The sequence below is a fragment of the Sanguibacter sp. 25GB23B1 genome, from assembly GCF_040012415.1.
GTDB lineage: Bacteria > Actinomycetota > Actinomycetes > Actinomycetales > Cellulomonadaceae > Sanguibacter.
The window spans coordinates 53138-68996 of the sequence record NZ_JBDYKL010000023.1 but is presented as its reverse complement, the minus strand read 5'-3'; the positions used below and the strand labels follow the sequence as shown (position 1 = coordinate 68996).

At 70.3% G+C, this 15859-nt stretch carries 18 protein-coding genes, 1 tRNA gene and 1 other RNA gene; 7 read left to right on the top strand and 13 right to left on the bottom strand.

The features are described 5' to 3' along the window. Nucleotides 1-57 precede the first annotated feature (57 nt). Nucleotides 58-142 (bottom strand) — tRNA-Ser (locus ABKW26_RS13335). 148 nt (nucleotides 143-290) lie between these two features. On the opposite strand from ABKW26_RS13335, the gene ffs reads away from it, so the two are divergent. From ffs to ABKW26_RS13315, 4 genes are all read left to right on the top strand, one after another. Then, nucleotides 291-387: signal recognition particle sRNA small type (gene ffs / locus ABKW26_RS13330), an RNA gene on the top strand. Nucleotides 388-917: 530 nt separating this feature from the next. Next, complete coding sequence (locus ABKW26_RS13325; protein WP_348594252.1) at nucleotides 918-1817, top strand: MetQ/NlpA family ABC transporter substrate-binding protein; 900 nt, start codon at nucleotides 918-920, stop codon at nucleotides 1815-1817. A 136-nt stretch (nucleotides 1818-1953) separates the two neighbouring features. After that, complete coding sequence (locus ABKW26_RS13320) at nucleotides 1954-3165, top strand: ATP-binding cassette domain-containing protein (protein ID WP_348594251.1); 1212 nt, start codon at nucleotides 1954-1956, stop codon at nucleotides 3163-3165. Beyond that, a complete protein-coding gene (locus tag ABKW26_RS13315) occupies nucleotides 3162-3824 on the top strand; it encodes a methionine ABC transporter permease (RefSeq protein ID WP_348594250.1) in 663 nt (220 codons plus the stop codon). The genes ABKW26_RS13320 and ABKW26_RS13315 overlap by 4 nt, the downstream gene beginning before the upstream one ends. A 61-nt stretch (nucleotides 3825-3885) precedes the next feature. On the opposite strand, the gene ABKW26_RS13310 is transcribed toward ABKW26_RS13315, so the two are convergent. The 8 genes from ABKW26_RS13310 to ABKW26_RS13275 all read right to left on the bottom strand — a co-directional run bounded on the left by ABKW26_RS13310 (nucleotide 3886) and on the right by ABKW26_RS13275 (nucleotide 8832). Continuing rightward, nucleotides 3886-4353 carry a YbaB/EbfC family nucleoid-associated protein gene (locus tag ABKW26_RS13310; protein WP_348594249.1) on the bottom strand — a complete coding sequence of 156 codons (468 nt, stop codon included), beginning with the start codon at nucleotides 4351-4353 and terminating at the stop codon, nucleotides 3886-3888. Nucleotides 4354-4358: 5 nt separating this feature from the next. Beyond that, nucleotides 4359-5270: a hypothetical protein gene (locus ABKW26_RS13305; RefSeq protein WP_348594248.1), complete on the bottom strand. Its 912-nt coding sequence runs from the start codon at nucleotides 5268-5270 to the stop codon at nucleotides 4359-4361. After that, nucleotides 5267-5581, bottom strand: coding sequence for a type VII secretion target (locus ABKW26_RS13300; protein WP_348594247.1), 315 nt, complete (start codon nucleotides 5579-5581; stop codon nucleotides 5267-5269). The genes ABKW26_RS13305 and ABKW26_RS13300 overlap by 4 nt, the downstream gene beginning before the upstream one ends. Continuing rightward, nucleotides 5578-6027 (bottom strand): hypothetical protein, encoded by a 450-nt coding sequence (locus ABKW26_RS13295; RefSeq protein ID WP_348594246.1) that lies wholly within the window; start codon nucleotides 6025-6027, stop codon nucleotides 5578-5580. Before ABKW26_RS13295 ends, ABKW26_RS13300 begins: the two co-directional genes overlap by 4 nt. A gap of 133 nt (nucleotides 6028-6160) precedes the next feature. After that, nucleotides 6161-7147 (bottom strand): hypothetical protein, encoded by a 987-nt coding sequence (locus tag ABKW26_RS13290; protein WP_348594245.1) that lies wholly within the window; start codon nucleotides 7145-7147, stop codon nucleotides 6161-6163. Then, nucleotides 7144-7548 (bottom strand): hypothetical protein, encoded by a 405-nt coding sequence (locus ABKW26_RS13285; RefSeq protein ID WP_348594244.1) that lies wholly within the window; start codon nucleotides 7546-7548, stop codon nucleotides 7144-7146. Before ABKW26_RS13285 ends, ABKW26_RS13290 begins: the two co-directional genes overlap by 4 nt. A 39-nt stretch (nucleotides 7549-7587) precedes the next feature. Continuing rightward, nucleotides 7588-8325: a hypothetical protein gene (locus ABKW26_RS13280; protein WP_348594243.1), complete on the bottom strand. Its 738-nt coding sequence runs from the start codon at nucleotides 8323-8325 to the stop codon at nucleotides 7588-7590. Nucleotides 8326-8388: 63 nt separating this feature from the next. Then, complete coding sequence (locus ABKW26_RS13275) at nucleotides 8389-8832, bottom strand: hypothetical protein (RefSeq protein WP_348594242.1); 444 nt, start codon at nucleotides 8830-8832, stop codon at nucleotides 8389-8391. A 419-nt stretch (nucleotides 8833-9251) separates the two neighbouring features. On the opposite strand from ABKW26_RS13275, the gene ABKW26_RS13270 reads away from it, so the two are divergent. Beyond that, complete coding sequence (locus ABKW26_RS13270) at nucleotides 9252-9956, top strand: hypothetical protein (RefSeq protein WP_348594241.1); 705 nt, start codon at nucleotides 9252-9254, stop codon at nucleotides 9954-9956. A gap of 21 nt (nucleotides 9957-9977) precedes the next feature. On the opposite strand, the gene ABKW26_RS13265 is transcribed toward ABKW26_RS13270, so the two are convergent. The 4 genes from ABKW26_RS13265 to ABKW26_RS13250 are packed head-to-tail and all read right to left on the bottom strand — an operon-like array spanning nucleotide 9978 to nucleotide 12044. Continuing rightward, nucleotides 9978-10418: a YbaB/EbfC family nucleoid-associated protein gene (locus ABKW26_RS13265; RefSeq protein ID WP_348594240.1), complete on the bottom strand. Its 441-nt coding sequence runs from the start codon at nucleotides 10416-10418 to the stop codon at nucleotides 9978-9980. Beyond that, nucleotides 10415-11329 (bottom strand): hypothetical protein, encoded by a 915-nt coding sequence (locus tag ABKW26_RS13260; RefSeq protein ID WP_348594239.1) that lies wholly within the window; start codon nucleotides 11327-11329, stop codon nucleotides 10415-10417. Before ABKW26_RS13260 ends, ABKW26_RS13265 begins: the two co-directional genes overlap by 4 nt. Continuing rightward, complete coding sequence (locus tag ABKW26_RS13255) at nucleotides 11326-11640, bottom strand: type VII secretion target (RefSeq protein ID WP_348594238.1); 315 nt, start codon at nucleotides 11638-11640, stop codon at nucleotides 11326-11328. The genes ABKW26_RS13260 and ABKW26_RS13255 overlap by 4 nt, the downstream gene beginning before the upstream one ends. Then, nucleotides 11637-12044, bottom strand: coding sequence for a hypothetical protein (locus tag ABKW26_RS13250; protein WP_348594237.1), 408 nt, complete (start codon nucleotides 12042-12044; stop codon nucleotides 11637-11639). The genes ABKW26_RS13255 and ABKW26_RS13250 overlap by 4 nt, the downstream gene beginning before the upstream one ends. A gap of 541 nt (nucleotides 12045-12585) precedes the next feature. On the opposite strand from ABKW26_RS13250, the gene ABKW26_RS13245 reads away from it, so the two are divergent. Both ABKW26_RS13245 and ABKW26_RS13240 read left to right on the top strand, forming a co-directional pair. Further along, nucleotides 12586-13185 carry a hypothetical protein gene (locus tag ABKW26_RS13245; protein ID WP_348594236.1) on the top strand — a complete coding sequence of 200 codons (600 nt, stop codon included), beginning with the start codon at nucleotides 12586-12588 and terminating at the stop codon, nucleotides 13183-13185. A 58-nt stretch (nucleotides 13186-13243) separates the two neighbouring features. Further along, nucleotides 13244-15808 (top strand): DNA polymerase III subunit gamma and tau, encoded by a 2565-nt coding sequence (locus tag ABKW26_RS13240; RefSeq protein ID WP_348594235.1) that lies wholly within the window; start codon nucleotides 13244-13246, stop codon nucleotides 15806-15808. Nucleotides 15809-15859 lie beyond the last annotated feature (51 nt).

Below are 15859 nucleotides of genomic sequence, written 5' to 3'. Positions count from 1 at the left end.
TATAAGAGACAGCACGGTGGGCACAACCCCTTCCGTCGCTTCTGTCCTGCTCTGCTGCGGAGGATGGGGGATTCGAACCCCCGAGGGCGTTAACCCAACCGCCTTTCCAAGACGGCGCCATAGGCCACTAGGCGAATCCTCCGTGGTGCACCGGGCGGACCCAGCCTGACGAGGATAGCGGACGTGGGGCGTGAGACCGAATCCGCCGGGGGCCGCCCCCCGTGGTGGGGTGCGATGCGGCCGAGAGGCGAGGGTTTTTCCTCGGAGCCCCTGTCTGCGTTAGGCTGGATGACGACCCCCCGTGCGGCGTCATCTTGCTGAACTCCCCCAGGGCCGGAAGGCAGCAAGGGCAGGTGAGCTCTGATGGGTGTGCGGGGGGTCCTCTTGTGCCCTCGTGCTTCTGCGCCGAGAGATCCCGACGGTGGGATGGGTGGGTTCGCCCGACAATGTTCCCCTCTGTCTGCGATGCGGTCGCCAAAATGCTCACAGAATGAGATTCCTGGAGCGCAAGTGGTGTCGACCGGCTCGGCCCCGCATGATTGCTCTCATGGTCACGCCGAACACCTCCAGCCACGTCCGAGCCAGCGCACCGCGCCGCTCGATGATGTGCTGCGCGTCGACCCTCACCCTGGGCGTCATGCCCAGCGGGTGCTGTCGCTGATCCAGTGACCCACCCGGATCGGGGTCCATCCCCGATGCATGCCGCCTAGCGCGGCGACTCATCGGCGCCGACGACGGCGTCCAGCGGACCGCACTCCAGCCGACCGGCCTCAGCCGCGACGTCGTGCGGCCCGGTCCCGGCCTCGCCGGCCCGTGAGGGACTCCCGTGCCCGCGATCAACCGCACACCTCCATGAACCACCGCCTCGACTCATCCCTCGGCACCGTCCTGGTGCCGCCTCGGAAGGAACACCGATCATGACCCGCACGAACCGATTCCCCCGGGCGTTCAGCGCTCTCGCTGTCGCCGGAGCCCTCGCACTCGGACTGAGCGCCTGCGGCGCCGACGAGCAGGAGACAGCCTCAGGAGAGGACGACGCGCCCATCAGGATCGGCGTCGTCAACGCCGCCGACGACCAGTGGACGATCTTCGAGGAGAAGGCCGATGCTGCCGGCATCGCGGTCGAGATCATCGACCTCGGCGACTACACGCTCCCCAACCCGGCGCTCACGCAGGGCGAGCTCGACCTCAACCAGTTCCAGCACCTGCAGTTCCTCGCCGAGTACAACGTCAACACCGAGGAGGACCTCACGCCGATCGGCGCCACGGCGGTGTACCCGCTGAGCCTCTTCTCGACGAAGCACGACTCCGTCGACGCGATCCCCGACGGCGCCGAGATCGCGGTCCCCAACGACCCGACCAACCTGGCGCGCGCGCTCCTCGTCCTCCAGGAGGCCGGACTCCTCGAGCTCGCCGACGGCGGCTCGTCCGCCTCCACCGAGGCCGACGTCCTCGACTCCTCGCGCGTCACGGTGACACCGGTCGACGCGACGCAGACGGCGACGAACCTCGAGAGCATCGACGGCGCAGTCGTGAACAACGACTTCATCCAGGACGCCAGCCTCGACCCTGAAGAGGCGCTCTTCTCGGACAACGCCGAGAGCGAGGGTGCACGCCCGTACATCAACGTGTGGGTCTCGCGCTCTGAGGACAAGGACAACGAGACGTTCCTCGAGCTCGTCGAGATCTCGCACGACGCCGAGGTCGAGGCAGCGCTCCAGGAGGCAGCGGGCGGCAGCGCGTTCATCGCCGACCAGGACGCTGAGGAGCTCGCTGAGATCCTCGCGGAGATCGAGGACGGTCTGCGCACCAGCTGACCTGCACCGACCGCTGACCTGCACGGACCGACGGCGGGGCGCACGCACTGTGCGCCCCGCCGTCACCTGGCAGGATGGACTCCTCCTCCGACGGTTCGCGCCCGAGCAGGACCCGCACCACCCACAAGGAGAGCGCATGAGCGCCGACGCGACCGCGATCGTGAGATTTCAGGACGTCACCAAGACGTTCGCCACCCGCTCGGGCGAGCTGCGCGCGGTCGACGCGGTCACCCTCGACATCTTCCAGGGGGAGATCTTCGGGGTGATCGGCTACTCGGGCGCAGGCAAGTCGACGCTCGTCCGTCTCGTCAACGCGCTCGAGATCGCGAGCAGCGGCACCATCGAGGTCGACGGCCGAGAGATCACCGGGCTCTCCGAGGGGAGCCTGCGCAGCGTCCGGGCCGGCATCGGCATGATCTTCCAGCAGTTCAACCTCCTCGCCTCCCGGACCGTGGCGGGGAACGTCGCCTACGCCCTCGAGGTCGCCGGGTGGCCGAAGGCCAAGCGCAAGGCCCGCGTCGCCGAGCTGCTCGAGTTCGTCGGCATCTCCGAGAAGGCGCGCCAGCACCCCGGGCAGCTCTCGGGTGGTCAGAAGCAGCGCGTCGGCATCGCCCGCGCCCTCGCGACGAACCCGCGCATCCTCCTGGCCGACGAGGCGACGAGCGCCCTCGACCCCGAGACGACGCAGGACGTCCTCGCACTCCTCAAGAAGGTCAACAAGGAGCTCGGCATCACCGTCGTGGTCATCACGCACGAGATGGACGTCGTGAAGTCGATCTGCGACCGCGTGGCCGTCATGGAAGGCGGCAAGGTCGTCGAGCTCGGCGACGTCTACTCCGTGTTCGCCAACCCGAAGCACCGTGCCACGCGGCGCTTCGTCGAGTCGTCCATCAAGGACCGGCCCACCGCCGACGTCCTCGAGCGCCTGCGCCACCGCCACCCCGGCCGCCTCATCACCGTCTCCGTCCACGAGGACGGCACCTCCGGCGGGCGCATCACCGACGTGCTCGCAGAGCACTCGGTCCAGGGCACCATCATCTTCGGCGGCATCAGCGAGGTCACCGAGCGTCCGTTCGGGTCGCTCACCTGGGAGCTCACGGGGGAGTCGTCGAACGTCGAGCGAGCGGTCGTGCGGCTCCAGGGCTACACCCGGGTCGTCGACCTCGGCACCGCCGAGAACCCGCTGGCCGACCCGGACGCGGACCCGCCGCCTCCGCCCGACCAGGGCGCTCCAGGTGACGGCGCGGACGCCACGGTCGCGCTGACCCGGGATGCCGAGGCCGCTGCCCGCAAGGGTGTGACAGCCTCCTTCAACCCGTTCTCGATCTTCGGCAGGGGGAACCGATGAACCGCGACTGGTCCTTCCTCAGCCCGATCCTCCTCGAGGCGCTGGGCGACACGCTCTTCATGGTCTCCGTGAGCATGATCATCGGCGGCGCCGCCGGCCTGCTCATCGGCCTGGGCCTCTACGTCACACGGACGGGGAACCTGCTCGCGAGCGGGCCCGTGTTCGCGGTGCTCAACGTGCTCGTGAACATCGTGCGGCCGATCCCGTTCATCATCTTCCTCGCGGCGATCGCGCCCCTCACGCGCGAGGTGATGGGCACCACCCTCGGCACCTCAGCGGTGATCTTCCCGATGTCGATCGTCGCGGCCTTCGCGTTCTCCCGGATCGTCGAGCAGAACCTCGTCGCTCTCGACCCGGGCGTCGTCGAGGCGGCTCGCGCGATGGGTGCCTCGCGCCTGCGCATCGTGTGGTCCGTGCTGATCCCCGAAGCCCTCGCACCGCTCATCCTCGGGTACACGTTCCTCTTCGTCGGCGTCATCGACATGTCCGCGATGGCGGGCCTCGTCGGCGGAGGCGGCCTCGGCGACTTCGCGATCCGCTACGGGTACCAGAAGTTCAACTGGGAGGTCACGTTCGTCTCCCTCGCCGTGATCATCGTCATCGTCCAGCTCGCGCAGCTGCTGGGGAACCGGCTCGCGCGCAAGGCGCTGCACCGCTGAACCACGGACGACTGAGCGATGCTCCGTCGGGCGCAACGTCGTGGGGCCCGACGCCGAGAGATCACCGGCCGCGGGTCGCGCCCGGGTCCGTGCCAGGAGGTGTGTCAGGCCTGTGGTCGGACGTCTCGGATGCGCCGTTCGCCCGGAGCGACGCGAGCGGGCCGCTGAGGGCCGACTCGTACTGGGCGGCCAGCGTCGACGCGAGGTTGTCCGGCCCGGCGTGCGCCGCGGCGATCTCCTCCGCCCGGGTGCGGAGCTCGTCCATCGCCGAGCGCAGCGCCGTGAGGAGCAGCCTGCTCAGGGCGGCGGCCGAGCGCGTGCGTGACGCCTCGGTGAACTCGACGTCCCGGAGCAGCCCGGCGCTGTCGATCGTCACGCCGACCTCGCGGCCAGCCGACCACCGTGTGATGCTCAGCTGCTCCATCGCGCGCTGCAGCGCATCGGCGCGCGCCACCTGCTCCTGCGCCCGACGGCCCCACGAGTCGATGAGCGCTCGCGACGCCTGGTACCCGGCCTCGTAGTCAGGCACCGCCATCACTGTCCTTCCGTCGAGCTCTTGTACGTTCCGGTGCCGCTCTCGACCCCGTTGATCCCGCCGCTCATCCCGGACGGTATCGCGTCGGACCAGTGCGGCATGCCGCTGTTGAGGCTGCGGGAGCCCGTCGAGGAGAAGATCGGCACGTCGAGCGTATTCCGCAGCTTCGCGATGACCGGGACCACGTCGTCGAGGCACTTGTTGATCATGTCGACGCTCTCGCAGAGGTTGCGGATCGACGTCGTGAGGTTCTCGATCCAGGACCGCACCTTCTCCACGTACTGCGCGATCGAGTGCACGGCCTTGGGGACCACCCACGAGGCGCCGACACCGGCGGTCGCCGCGACCTGGATCGCCCAGGAGATGAGCTTGCCCACGAGGTCCGCGATGGTGTCGCGGACGATCGCCCGGATGAACCCGACGACAGCGCTCGCGCCCGCCATCGCGTAGCCGATCCCGGTGCACATCGACGCCACCCCGCCCACGAGCTGGCCGTACGAGTTGACGAAGGTCTGGTACCCCGTCGCAGCCGGGCCGGACCACCCGGCCAGCGCACCGTCGACCTTGGCGTAGTACGCCTCCGTGGTCTCCGAGACGCTGGCCGAGACGTTGAACCAGGTCTGCGACTGGGCGGTCACCTGCGCCGGGCTACCGGCGAGAGAGTCGAGCGCCTCCCGGAGCGGCTCGATGTACTCCATGAGGAACGACGCGGCGCTCGCGGCCATCGAGGCGATCGGGTCGATGACGAAGGCGGCGATGTCCGTCGCCATCGAGGCGCCACCGGCGATGCCGGTCAGCCAGCTCTCCTCCTCGACGCCGCGGGCGACGACGAGCACCGGACCGACGATGCGGAGCCCCTCGGCGCAGGTCGCGAGCGACGGTGCCTCTGCGGTGGCGATGAGGTCGTTCACGAGGACAGCCTCTCGATGAGCGTCGTGAGGCCACCGTTGGTCAGCTCGTCGACCGTGTCGTAGCCGTTCGCGGTCTCGCGGAGCCCGTCCGCAACCCCTTCCATCGACTGCGACGCGGCCGCCAGCGCGCCGACGCCCGCTAGCTGCACCGTGGACGTGACCGGGACGAGGAACGAGCAGATGATCCCGAACGCCTCAGCACCCAGCGCTGCGCTCACTCCGGCGTCGAGGGCTCCGGCGAGGTCGCCCGCGAGGGCGCGGACCTCGGAGGCGTGCGCGCGGACGGCGTCTGTGTCGACCTCGAGCGTCATGGGCGGTCTCCGGTCGTCGGGTCGGTCGGTGGGGGACTCGAGGGCGCGGCCGGCCGGCCGGCCCCCGGGTGATCGGTGCTGCCGCGGACGAGGCGGTCGAGCGCGTCGAGCACGTCGGTCTGCTGCTCGAGCGGTCGGGGGTCGGACTGGAGCTGCGCCTGGAGCGGCGCCGCCTGGAGCTGGACGTCGGAGCGTGCGGCCTCGACGCTCTCGAGGACCTCGGCCCGCATCTCGTCCAGCCCGAGCCCGACGCACCGCTCCGAGAGCGCCACGTCGGTGACGAGCCCGCGGTGGTCGACCGACGCCCGCACGCCCGTGCGCGACGTGCCGCGGCCGACGATCTGCGAGATCTGCGCGAGCACCTCGTGCGCTGCCACCTGCGTCTCGAGCGCGGACTCCAGGTTCTTCTCGATGAGCTCACGCAGCTCGCTGTGCTGGTCCATCATCGTGTCCTCCTGTCGTCGCGTCCCCTGCGACTCTCATGGTGGACTGCCTGCCGTGACCTGCGCCACGCGACACCACGGGTACTTCTCCCCGCGGGGAGAAGTACCCGTCGCGGAGGAACGGACGTGGCGGTGCCTACCAGTGGTCGTCGTCGGGTTCGTCGGGTGTTGGGGGTGGTGGTTGGGCGGCGAGGGCGGAGCGTGAGCCGGCGCGCATGGCGTCGGTGCGTCGTGGTGCTGAGGGGTCGTCGTCGATGCGGGGTGCGAGGTAGTCGGCGGAGGTGCGTTTGCCCTTCGTCGAGGAGCGGCCTGCGCCTCCTGCGCCGCCGGCGCCCATCATGCCGGTGGTGCCGGAGGTGCCCTGGGTCCCGGCCGTCCCAGGAACTGTCCCTGGCAGGCCCGTGCCGCGACCACCAGTGGTCCCGCCCGCACCGGCGCCCGGGACGACCACGCCGGGGCGCCCACCCGCTGCACTGCCGCCGAACAGCCCCGAACCCGTGGCGCCGAAGGCGCCCGACCGGGCGCCACCGAGCAGACCTGCCGAGCCGGCACCGATGACACCCGCGGTCATCCCGGACGACCCGAAACCACTGCCACTGCCGGCGCCGACCGAGCCGCCAGTGCCGCCGGCGAATCCGGAGGCACCGGTGCGGTCGACCGTCCCGTACCCGCCCGGGCCGTTGACGTACCCGCCCGTGGCACCGTCGACCGAGGTCGAGCCGCCCGCTGTGCCCGAGCCGTAGCCGGCGCTCGGGCCGTAGCCGCTGCTCCCGCCGCTCGGGGAGCTACCGGTACCTGCACCGCCCGTGCCATAGCCGCCTGAACCAGGGGCCCACCCGGGGCCGACCGTGCCCGTCTCACCCGACCCGGCCGGGCTCACGCTCCCGGACCCGTACGGCGTAACCCCGTACCCACCGGGCGCACCGGACCCGGACGGCCCGCCCGAGGGCCCGCCGCCGTTCCAGCTCGACCCGCCGGTCCTGCCACCGGGGTTCGGTGCCGGGTTCGGCACCGAGTCAGGGGCCGGCCCGGGGTTGGGGGTGTGCAGGGCGTAGTCCTCGGCGGCCTGGGCCAACCCCAGGAGGCGGGCGGCCTCGGCGTCGATGTCCTGCAAGATCTTCATCGCCTGGTAGTCGGTCGCGATTTCGGATCACTCTCCACCACCGCCGGCGGGGCGGTGAACGCGGTGAACGGCGACGCCGACGACACCGGCAACGCACCGACCGTCTCTGCCCGACTGCGCCCGCTCGCCACGAGCTGCTCCGCATCGACGGCCACCACCTGCAGCTTGGCCACGTTGTCTGAGTGCCCGAGCAGGAAGTTGCCCACCGCCGCGAACGCCTCCGCCGAGCTCTCCGCCGACAACCCCGTCCACCCCACATCCACGGCCACACTCTTCAGGCTCTCAGCAGCATCGGCAAGCGCCGTCGATGCCTTCGTGAGTGTCCATGAGTCTGGCGACGCTGCGTCGATGGATGCGGGGTTGTGAATGCGGTTGAGGATCGTCTCGTTCGTGAAGGTCATGAGTGCTCCAGGCTGGGGATGGCGGACGAACGAGCTGGATCAGGCTGCGGTGTAGAAGATCTGGCGGAGGTACTCGGTGCCGTCTCCCTCGTTGAGGAAATCGAGCGAGATCCGCCACTGGCCGCCGACGGCCTGTTCTGGTGTGATCTCGGCGCAGGCGGCCCCTTCGACCGCGGGCAGGTCGACAGCGTCGGAGACGTCGAATGCCTCGACTGACATCCCGACCACGCCGCAGTTGCCGGCGGGGAGCGCGGTCCCGTCAGCCGTCATGTAGTGGAGGGTGATCGTCGTGATGCGGCCCTGGTAGGTCGGTGGACCGGTGTAGGTCATCGACATGGGTGCGGACACGAACACCATCCCTGGCCCGGGCCGGTAAGAGTCGATGGAGTCGGGGAACTTCTGTTCCAGGGCGGGGCCCACGTCGGGCCACGTGTCGAAGTCCGTCGTGCCCAGACTGAAGGTCCAGTCGTCGAGGAACTTGAAGCTGTCCCCGGGCGTGTACGGGTTGGCCTGGGTGCCGATCGTCTTGCCGGGGATCTCTTCGGGCGTCGGCGCGATGGTCGGCGTCGCAGCGGGCGTGGTCGGGGAGGCATCAGCATCGTCGCCATCACCGGTGAAGACCCCAGACACGAACAGGGCGCCGGCGGCCACGAGGACGACGACGAGCACCGCGAGGGTGATGATCAGCGGTCGGCGCGACCGTCGTGGTGCAGGTCCGCCCGCGGGCGGACCCGTAGGGACCGATCCTGGGCGTGCTGGGTTGTCCCACTGCGACACGATGACACTCTCTTCTGCTGATGGATCGGGGCGAACGGGCTGTGCTGGACGAGGCGGTGCGGGTCAGAAGGGTTGCTGGTGCATATGGGTCTTGATGATCCGCCCGTCCTGCTGCCTGTCCGGGACCGGGAGGGGCGTGGGGGCGAGGGCCTCCTCGACCTTCTTTTCCAGGCCGGCCAGCGCGTCTAGCGCGGTCGTGTCCTGCAGGTCCATCCCCGCCGCGAACAACCGGATCGCGTCAGCCATCCCCACGACCTGGGCCTCGGCCTTGTCCACGACCGCGATCGTCGCCGAGCACGCACCCACATACGTCCCCGCGAACGACACCAGCGAAGGCACCGTGGACCACGCCTGACGCGCGGGCCGCATGGTGATCTTCTCCAGCTCGGTCCGAGCAGTGCTCAGCAGGTCCATGGACTCCTCGACCCGCGTGATCTTCGCGAGCAGATCCTCGACCGAGTGGATCTCCACCGTCCCCGTAGGGGCGGGTGCAGCCAGATCGCTCATGTCGGGTCTCCCTGTCGGTGGTGGGCAGTGCTCACCAGGTGCGGGAGCCCTCTCCGAAGGTTAGGGGACCGCGGGCACCACGAAGGGCCGGTCGGATGGAGAGAAGTCCCCATCGGCCGCTGCTGACGGACAGAGCCGTGACCTGCCGAGACTCGCGCCAGCGGTGCCGCCGGCACGGTCCTGGGTCTGGTCCCCGAGCCGTGCGGGACGCAGGACCCGCCGGGCTGGTCGCGTCGACAGCGACCGGCGTGGCCGGCGGTGAGATCCACCGTCTAGGGTGGCGGCGTGAGCACAGCCGAGTACCGCCGACCTGAGGTTGCCGTCATGCGACCGGTGTCGACTGCGTGAACGGTCGAAGGCAGGACGGGGACCGTGTCGAGGCTGGCAGGCGGCTCGCGCCCGCGATCGACAGTCTGCCCGTGGTCGCGGTGGCGGCGACGAGCTCGGCGGCGGCGGCGGAGTTTCCTCGGAAGGGTGTCCTCAGGCTCAACGTCGACCGCCCGGCCGCGAAGGTGCGTCGGGCCGTGCACATGGTGCTGCTCAGCTCCTTGGTCTTGGCGCATGTCCACCTCATCTATCCCGGGAGAGAGAGGACGGTCGCTCTGATCGGACTGTCCGGTGAGACCTGGGCGTTCGCGCTGTCAGCGCTCGTGATGCTCGCAGCCTTCGCCGTCATGGCCGTCGACGCGGAGTCGGTCGCGGCGTGGGAGATGTTCGCCGTCGGTGGTGTCGTCGCTCTGGTGGAGTACCTCCGGCTGGGGGTGGAGGTCGATCTGGCGATCGTCCCGGCGGGCTTCCTCTGGGTCGTGGCGTACTTCTGGCGCAAGATGCGGCACACGCGGCAGGCCCGGTGGCTGCGGTTGCGCCGCGTGGTCGACGATCATCGGCTCGTCGAGGCCGAGGTGGTTCGGCACCACTGGCAGGAGACGCACGGCTCGACCACGGTGCACAGGCTTCGCGTCGTTCTAGCGAGCTCGCAGCTGCCTGGCCAGGAGTGGAGCGTCGAGCTCTGGATCCAGAGACGTCAGCTCGATGCCGCGCCGGAGACCGGGGACCGGGTGCTGGTCTTCGTGTGCCCTGGAGATCTCGAGGTCGCCGTCGTCCGGCCGGTGCTGCCCGCCTGATCTGGGTGCCCGGGCTCTGGATCAGCGGAGCGTCGGGTGACTCTCCGCATCGTCCGTGGGCCGATACTCGGTGAGAGGTGCAGAGAGCGTGCGGTCGTACGACGTGACGAGTGTCGAGGCCAGCCCGTCCGTGCCTGCGTGGTCCGCGGCGACCTCGGCGACGCGCGCCTGGAGATCGTCCATGGCGCCGCGCAGCGCTGTGAGGGCCTCCCGGCTCAGCGCGGCCGCGGAGCGCGACCGCGCAGCGTCGGCAAACTCGATGTCGGTGAGCAGCCCGGCGTTGTCGAGGGTCACGCGGACCGTCCGCCCGGGCGACCATCGTGAGACCCGGAGAGCCGTGACGTCCCGCTCGAGCGCCTCCGCGCTCTCCACCTGTTCCTGGGCACGACGGCCCCACGACTCGATGAGCGCGAGGGACGCCTCATAGCTGGCGTCGGTGTCTGGCATCTGCGGCGTGCTCATTCGGGCTCCTTGGCGGCATCGAGGCCTGATCTCAGGCCAGAGCTCGCGCTGTTCGTCATCATCGTGAACCCCACCGGCACGAGGTCCTGGACGTTGGGTGTGTTGCGGTTCGCCGCACGCGTCGTCCCGAGCGGGACGAGGGGGATGTCGACGCTCTGGCGGATCCGCGCGAGGACGGGTACAAGCAGGTCGAGGCTGTTGTTCATGTCCTTGAGTGCCTGCGCGAGCTTCTGGAACCAGTCCGTGAGGTCCTTGATCCACGCCTGCACCTTCTTGACGTACAAGGCGATCGTCCGTGCGGCTTCGGGGACGACCCACGTTGCACCGAGCCCTCCGGTCAGGTAGATCCGTGCGGCCCAGGAGATGAGCTTCCCCACGAGATCGGCGATCGTCTCCCGGACGATCGTGCGGACGAAGCCCACGACGGCGCTGGCGCCGACCATCGTCGACGAGATCTGTGAGCACAGCGTGCCGACGCCGCCGAGGATCTGCGTGTACGACGCGACGAACGTCCGATACCCCGTGGCGGCCGGTCCTTCCCAGCCGGTGAGGGCGGTGGCTGTGCGCAGGGTGTAGGACTCGGCCGACTCGGTGACTTGGTCGGCGATCTTCATCCAGGTCTGGGCCTGAGCCTGCACCGCGAGCGCGTTTCCCGTCACCGAGTCGAGGGCTTCCCGCAGTGGCGCGAAGTACTCCATGGCGAACGAGGCGGCGCTCGCGCCGATGGCCGCGATGGGGTCGACGACGAACTCTGCGATATCCGTCGCTACGCTGGCGGCGCCCGCAGCAAAGACGAACGCACTCTCGCGTTCAAAGCTGTCCACGATGGCGATAGCCGGCCCGACGATCCGCAGGCCCTCCATGCAGGAGAGGGTGGACGGTGTCGTCGTCTCGACGATGAGGTCGTTCATGAGGTGAGCCGCGTGATGAGGGCTGTGAGACCACCGTTCGAGAGGTCGTCGACCTCGTCGTAGGCGTCAGCGGTGCTGCGCAGCCCTGAGGCGATTCCGCTGGTGGTCTGCGAGGCGGCGACGAGTGCGGCGACGCCCGCGAGCTGGACGGTCGTCGTGAACGGGACGAGGAACGAGCAGATGATCCCGAAGGCGTCCGTCGCGAGCGCGGTCGTCGCACCGGCGTCGAGGGCTCCCTCGAGCTGCTGGGAGATGTAGTCGACGTCTCCGGCGTGAGCACGTAGCGCCTCGGTATCGACCTCGAGCGTCACGAGGAGCCTCCGGTCGGGCGGGACGCCGGGTTGGCGAGGGTGCTCTGCATGATCCGGTCGAGGGAGTCGAGGACGCTCATGTCGTCGAGCGGACGCGCGTCCACGGCGAGCTGCGACTGGAGGGGGGCTGCCTGCTCCTGGACGTCCGTGATCGCCGTCCGCACGCTCGTCAGCACCTCGGAGCGCAGCTCGTCGAGCGGCAGGCCGACCGACGCCTCGGAGAACGCCAGGTCCGTGACGATCCCGCTGTGGTTCACAGTCGACCGCACCCCGGCCTGTGACGTCCCGATCCCGACGAGAGCCTCCAGCCGAGGGAGGACCTCAGCCGCGATCGTCTCCGTCTGCAGGGCCTCGCGCAGGTTCTTCTCGATGAGCTTCTGCAGCTCCGCGTGCTCGGCCGTCATGGAGCCCCCTCGTCGTCGTCCGTGCTGGCAGGCTCCATGGTGGACGACGAAGGACTCTGTGTGCGACCACCAGCGGTGGGGAGAACTCCCCGGGTCCTTCTCCCCCTGTGGACGGCGTCGCGGGCCCACGGAACCCCACTACAGTCTGAGTGCCGCTCACCAGGTCACCCTCTCGACGGCGAGACACCATGCCCCTGAAGATTCCGTCGAGACACAGGACGTGAGCGATGTATCCCGGTACTGTCCCGCCCGGCTCCACCGTTGACGAGCACCGGAGCCGGAAGGTGGCGGTACTGCTCGACGGAACGAGCCGCGCCGCCGCCGGGACGTCTGTCGCCGGGGTCCGGGTGGTGCTGCCGGCGTGAGCGGTCAGCGGTGGGAGGGGGATGGTGTGGGGGCGCGTGGCAGGTTTGCGCCTGCGTTCGACGAGCAGCCGGTCGTTGCCGTGCCGGCGGCCGATGCTGCTTCTGCTGCGGTGTTTCCACGGAAGGGTGTCCTCAAGGGCGATGTCGATCGCCCGGTCGCTCGTGTGCTTCGGGTGGTGCATACGTTGCTGTTCGCCGCCCTGATCACGGCGTTCGTGTGGTTGTTGTCACCCGAGAGGGAGAAGGCGGTCGCTCTCGTCGGACTGTCCGGGGACGTCTGGGCCCTCGTGCTGGTCGTGCTCGTGGTCCTCGTTTCCTTCGCCGTCATGGGTGCTGACGCGGAGTCGGTCGTGGCGTGGGAGATGTATGCGGTCGGCGGTGTCGTCGCTCTGGTGGAGAATCTTCGCGCCGGTCTGTGGGTCGAGGTGGCGGTCTCCGGAGCGGTCTTCCTGTGGGTCGTGGCGTACTTCTGGCGCAAGGTGCGCCTGACGCGGCGGGCGAGGTGGCGGCGGCTGAGTCAGGTGCTCGACAACCATGAGCTTGTCGAGGCGGAGGTGGTGCGGCATCGGTGGCTGGACAAGCCTGGCTCCAACGCGCTGCACGAGGTCCGTCTCGTTCTCGCGACTGCACTGGTGCCGGGGCAGCAGTGGAACGTGCAGCTGGTTGTCCCCACCCGGCAGGTCGATGCTGCGCCGGAGACCGGGGACCGGGTGCTCATGTTCGTGTGCCCGGCCGACCCCGAGGTTGCTGTCGTCCGCCCGGTGCTGCCAGCGTGAGCGTTGGTGGTCCAACCGCAGTCCGTCGGCTGTCAGGTCCACCGTCTAAAGTGGCGACGTGAGCACAGCCCTGTACCGCCGATACCGTCCTGAGAACTTCGCCGAGGTCATCGGTCAGGAGCACGTGACGGCACCCCTCATGCAGGCGCTGCGCTCCGACCGCGTCAACCACGCCTACCTCTTCTCCGGGCCGCGCGGTTGCGGCAAGACGACCTCCGCGCGCATCCTCGCCCGGATCCTCAACTGCGCGCGCAACACCCCCGAGACGCCGACCGACACCCCGTGCGGCGAGTGCGAGTCGTGCGTCGACCTCGCCCGCGGCGGACCGGGCAGCCTCGACGTCGTCGAGATCGACGCGGCGAGCCACGGTGGTGTGGACGACGCCCGCGAGCTGCGCGAGCGCGCCACCTTCAGCCCGTCGCGCGACCGCTTCAAGATCTTCATCCTCGACGAGGCCCACATGGTCACGGCCCAGGGCTTCAACGCCCTGCTGAAGATCGTCGAGGAGCCGCCCGAGTACCTCAAGTTCATCTTCGCCACGACGGAGCCCGACAAGGTCATCGGCACCATCCGCTCCCGCACCCACCACTACCCCTTCCGGCTCGTCGCGCCCGAGACCCTGCAGGCCTACCTCGGCGACCTCTGCGCGAGCGAGGGCATCGCCGTCGGCTCCGGCGTGCTGCCGCTCGTCGTGCGTGCCGGCGGCGGCTCCGTCCGGGACTCGCTGTCCGTGCTCGACCAGCTCATGGCAGGAGCGCACGAGGCGACCCTCGACTACGAGCGGGCCGTCGCCCTGCTCGGGTACACGCACGTGACACTGCTCGACGACGTCGTCGAGGCCCTCGCAGCACGCGACGGTGCGACGATGTTCCGCGTCGTCGACCACGTCATCTCCACCGGGCACGAGCCGCGCCGCTTCGTCGAGGACGTCCTCGAGCGGTTGCGCGACCTCATCGTCCTGTCCGTCTCCGGCGACGCCGCCCAGGCCGTGCTCCGCAGCGTCCCAGCCGACCAGATGGCCCGCATGCAGGCACAGGCGACGAACCTCGGCGCCGCCGAGCTCTCCCGCTCGGCCGACGTCGTCAACGCCGCACTGTCCGAGATGAGCGGCGCGACGTCCCCCCGGCTGCACCTCGAGCTCCTCTGCGCCCGGCTGCTCCTGCCCGCCGTCGACGACTCCCTGTCCGGCGTCGGCGCACGGCTCGACCGGCTCGAGCGCGGGCTCACCCATGCACCGACGGCACCTGCTCGCCCTGCGGTCGGGGCGCCGCCCGTGCAGGTCGTGCACGCACCCGCCGAGCGACTCCCCGCGCCGACACCCACTGCGTCGACATCCCCTGCGCCGACACCCGTGGCACCGGCTCCGGCAGCGGAGACGCCTCGTCCCACGCCGCCCGCGGAGGTGATCCCGCCGGCGGAGGCACGGCCAACGACCGCGCCGGACGACGGGACGTCCCCCGAGCGCGCCCCCGCCCCCGCCCCCGCGCCCGCCGAGCCCGCGCCTGCCGCACCTGCGACAGCTCCTCGCGTCGAGGAGCCGACCCCGGCCCCGGACCTGGAGCGGCCCGCCTCGCCTCGATCACCAGCTCCGGCGGACGTGCAGGCACCGGTCGTCGCCGCCGAGGAGGCACAGCGCGCCGTCGAGCCCGCAGCCGCCTCTGCCCCCGCTAGGCCTACCCCCGCTACGCCTACCCCTGCAGCCGCCCCGGCCCCCGCAGCCGCCGGTACCGGGAGTGCGGCGAGCACCGAGATGCTGCGTCGTCGTTGGCCGGAGGTCCTCGACACACTGAGCAGGCTCCGGAAGGCGACCTGGGCGCTCGTGAGCCAGAACGCGCAGATCGCCGACCTCACGGACACGACGCTCCACCTGACCTTCGCATCAGCCGGACTGGCGACGGCCTTCCGCAACGGTCCCGGCGCCGAGCTCGTCCAGCGAGCCGTCCGGGAGACGCTCGGCTTCGAGGTCCGTGTCGAGGGCGGTCTCGAGGACTCGTCGCGCACCAGCGGCACCACCGGCGGACGGCCCTCCGCGTCAGGCGGTACGTCCTCGGCCCAGGGTGCCGACAGCACACCAGGACACGGGCCAGGCGGCCCGGTCGGGCGGATCGCGGGAGTCGACCCAGCGGCCGCAGCCGCGTCGTGGGACGCCCCCGCGCGCCCCCCGGCAGGCGCTGGACCCACGCCCCCCTCCGCCACCGACCCGACCGCTGTGCCAGCGCCGCAGGGCGCCCACCCCCAGACCGCAGGAGCCACGGCCTCGGGCTCAGGCGCCCCGGCTCCCGGCTCGCCAGGTGCCGGCTCGTCGGGTCCAGGTGCGGGTGCGTCGGACGCAGCCCGTCGACGTCCGACGACCGGTGGATCGAGCGAGTTCGGCGAGGAACCGCCGGAGGACTTCGACCCGGGGCACGAGCCACCGCCGGAGACAGAGCGCGAGAGCCCGCGCCAGGCCGCGGAACGCCGCGTCGCCCGGTCGCGGCGCGAAGAGATCGAACGCACGCAGGTCGTCGACGACCCGCAGCCCGACGACGAGGACCTCGCCTCCTCCGGTCTCGTGGGTGCACCGCTCGTCGCCCAGATGCTCGGTGGCGTGGTCATCGACGAGATCCTCGACACCGAAGGCTGACACCGGGCCCATCCGGGCCCGGACCAGTCACGGATGGCGCAGGCGCGCGCC

Coding starts and splice junctions, on each gene's coding strand:
- ABKW26_RS13325 (WP_348594252.1), top strand. CDS start 918: ATGACCCGCACGAACCGATTCCCCCGGGCGTTCAGCGCTCTCGCTGTC.
- ABKW26_RS13320 (WP_348594251.1), top strand. CDS start 1,954: ATGAGCGCCGACGCGACCGCGATCGTGAGATTTCAGGACGTCACCAAG.
- ABKW26_RS13315 (WP_348594250.1), top strand. CDS start 3,162: ATGAACCGCGACTGGTCCTTCCTCAGCCCGATCCTCCTCGAGGCGCTG.
- ABKW26_RS13300 (WP_348594247.1), bottom strand. CDS start 5,581: ATGACGCTCGAGGTCGACACAGACGCCGTCCGCGCGCACGCCTCCGAG.
- ABKW26_RS13295 (WP_348594246.1), bottom strand. CDS start 6,027: ATGATGGACCAGCACAGCGAGCTGCGTGAGCTCATCGAGAAGAACCTG.
- ABKW26_RS13290 (WP_348594245.1), bottom strand. CDS start 7,147: ATGAAGATCTTGCAGGACATCGACGCCGAGGCCGCCCGCCTCCTGGGG.
- ABKW26_RS13285 (WP_348594244.1), bottom strand. CDS start 7,548: ATGACCTTCACGAACGAGACGATCCTCAACCGCATTCACAACCCCGCA.
- ABKW26_RS13275 (WP_348594242.1), bottom strand. CDS start 8,832: ATGAGCGATCTGGCTGCACCCGCCCCTACGGGGACGGTGGAGATCCAC.
- ABKW26_RS13265 (WP_348594240.1), bottom strand. CDS start 10,418: ATGAGCACGCCGCAGATGCCAGACACCGACGCCAGCTATGAGGCGTCC.
- ABKW26_RS13260 (WP_348594239.1), bottom strand. CDS start 11,329: ATGAACGACCTCATCGTCGAGACGACGACACCGTCCACCCTCTCCTGC.
- ABKW26_RS13250 (WP_348594237.1), bottom strand. CDS start 12,044: ATGACGGCCGAGCACGCGGAGCTGCAGAAGCTCATCGAGAAGAACCTG.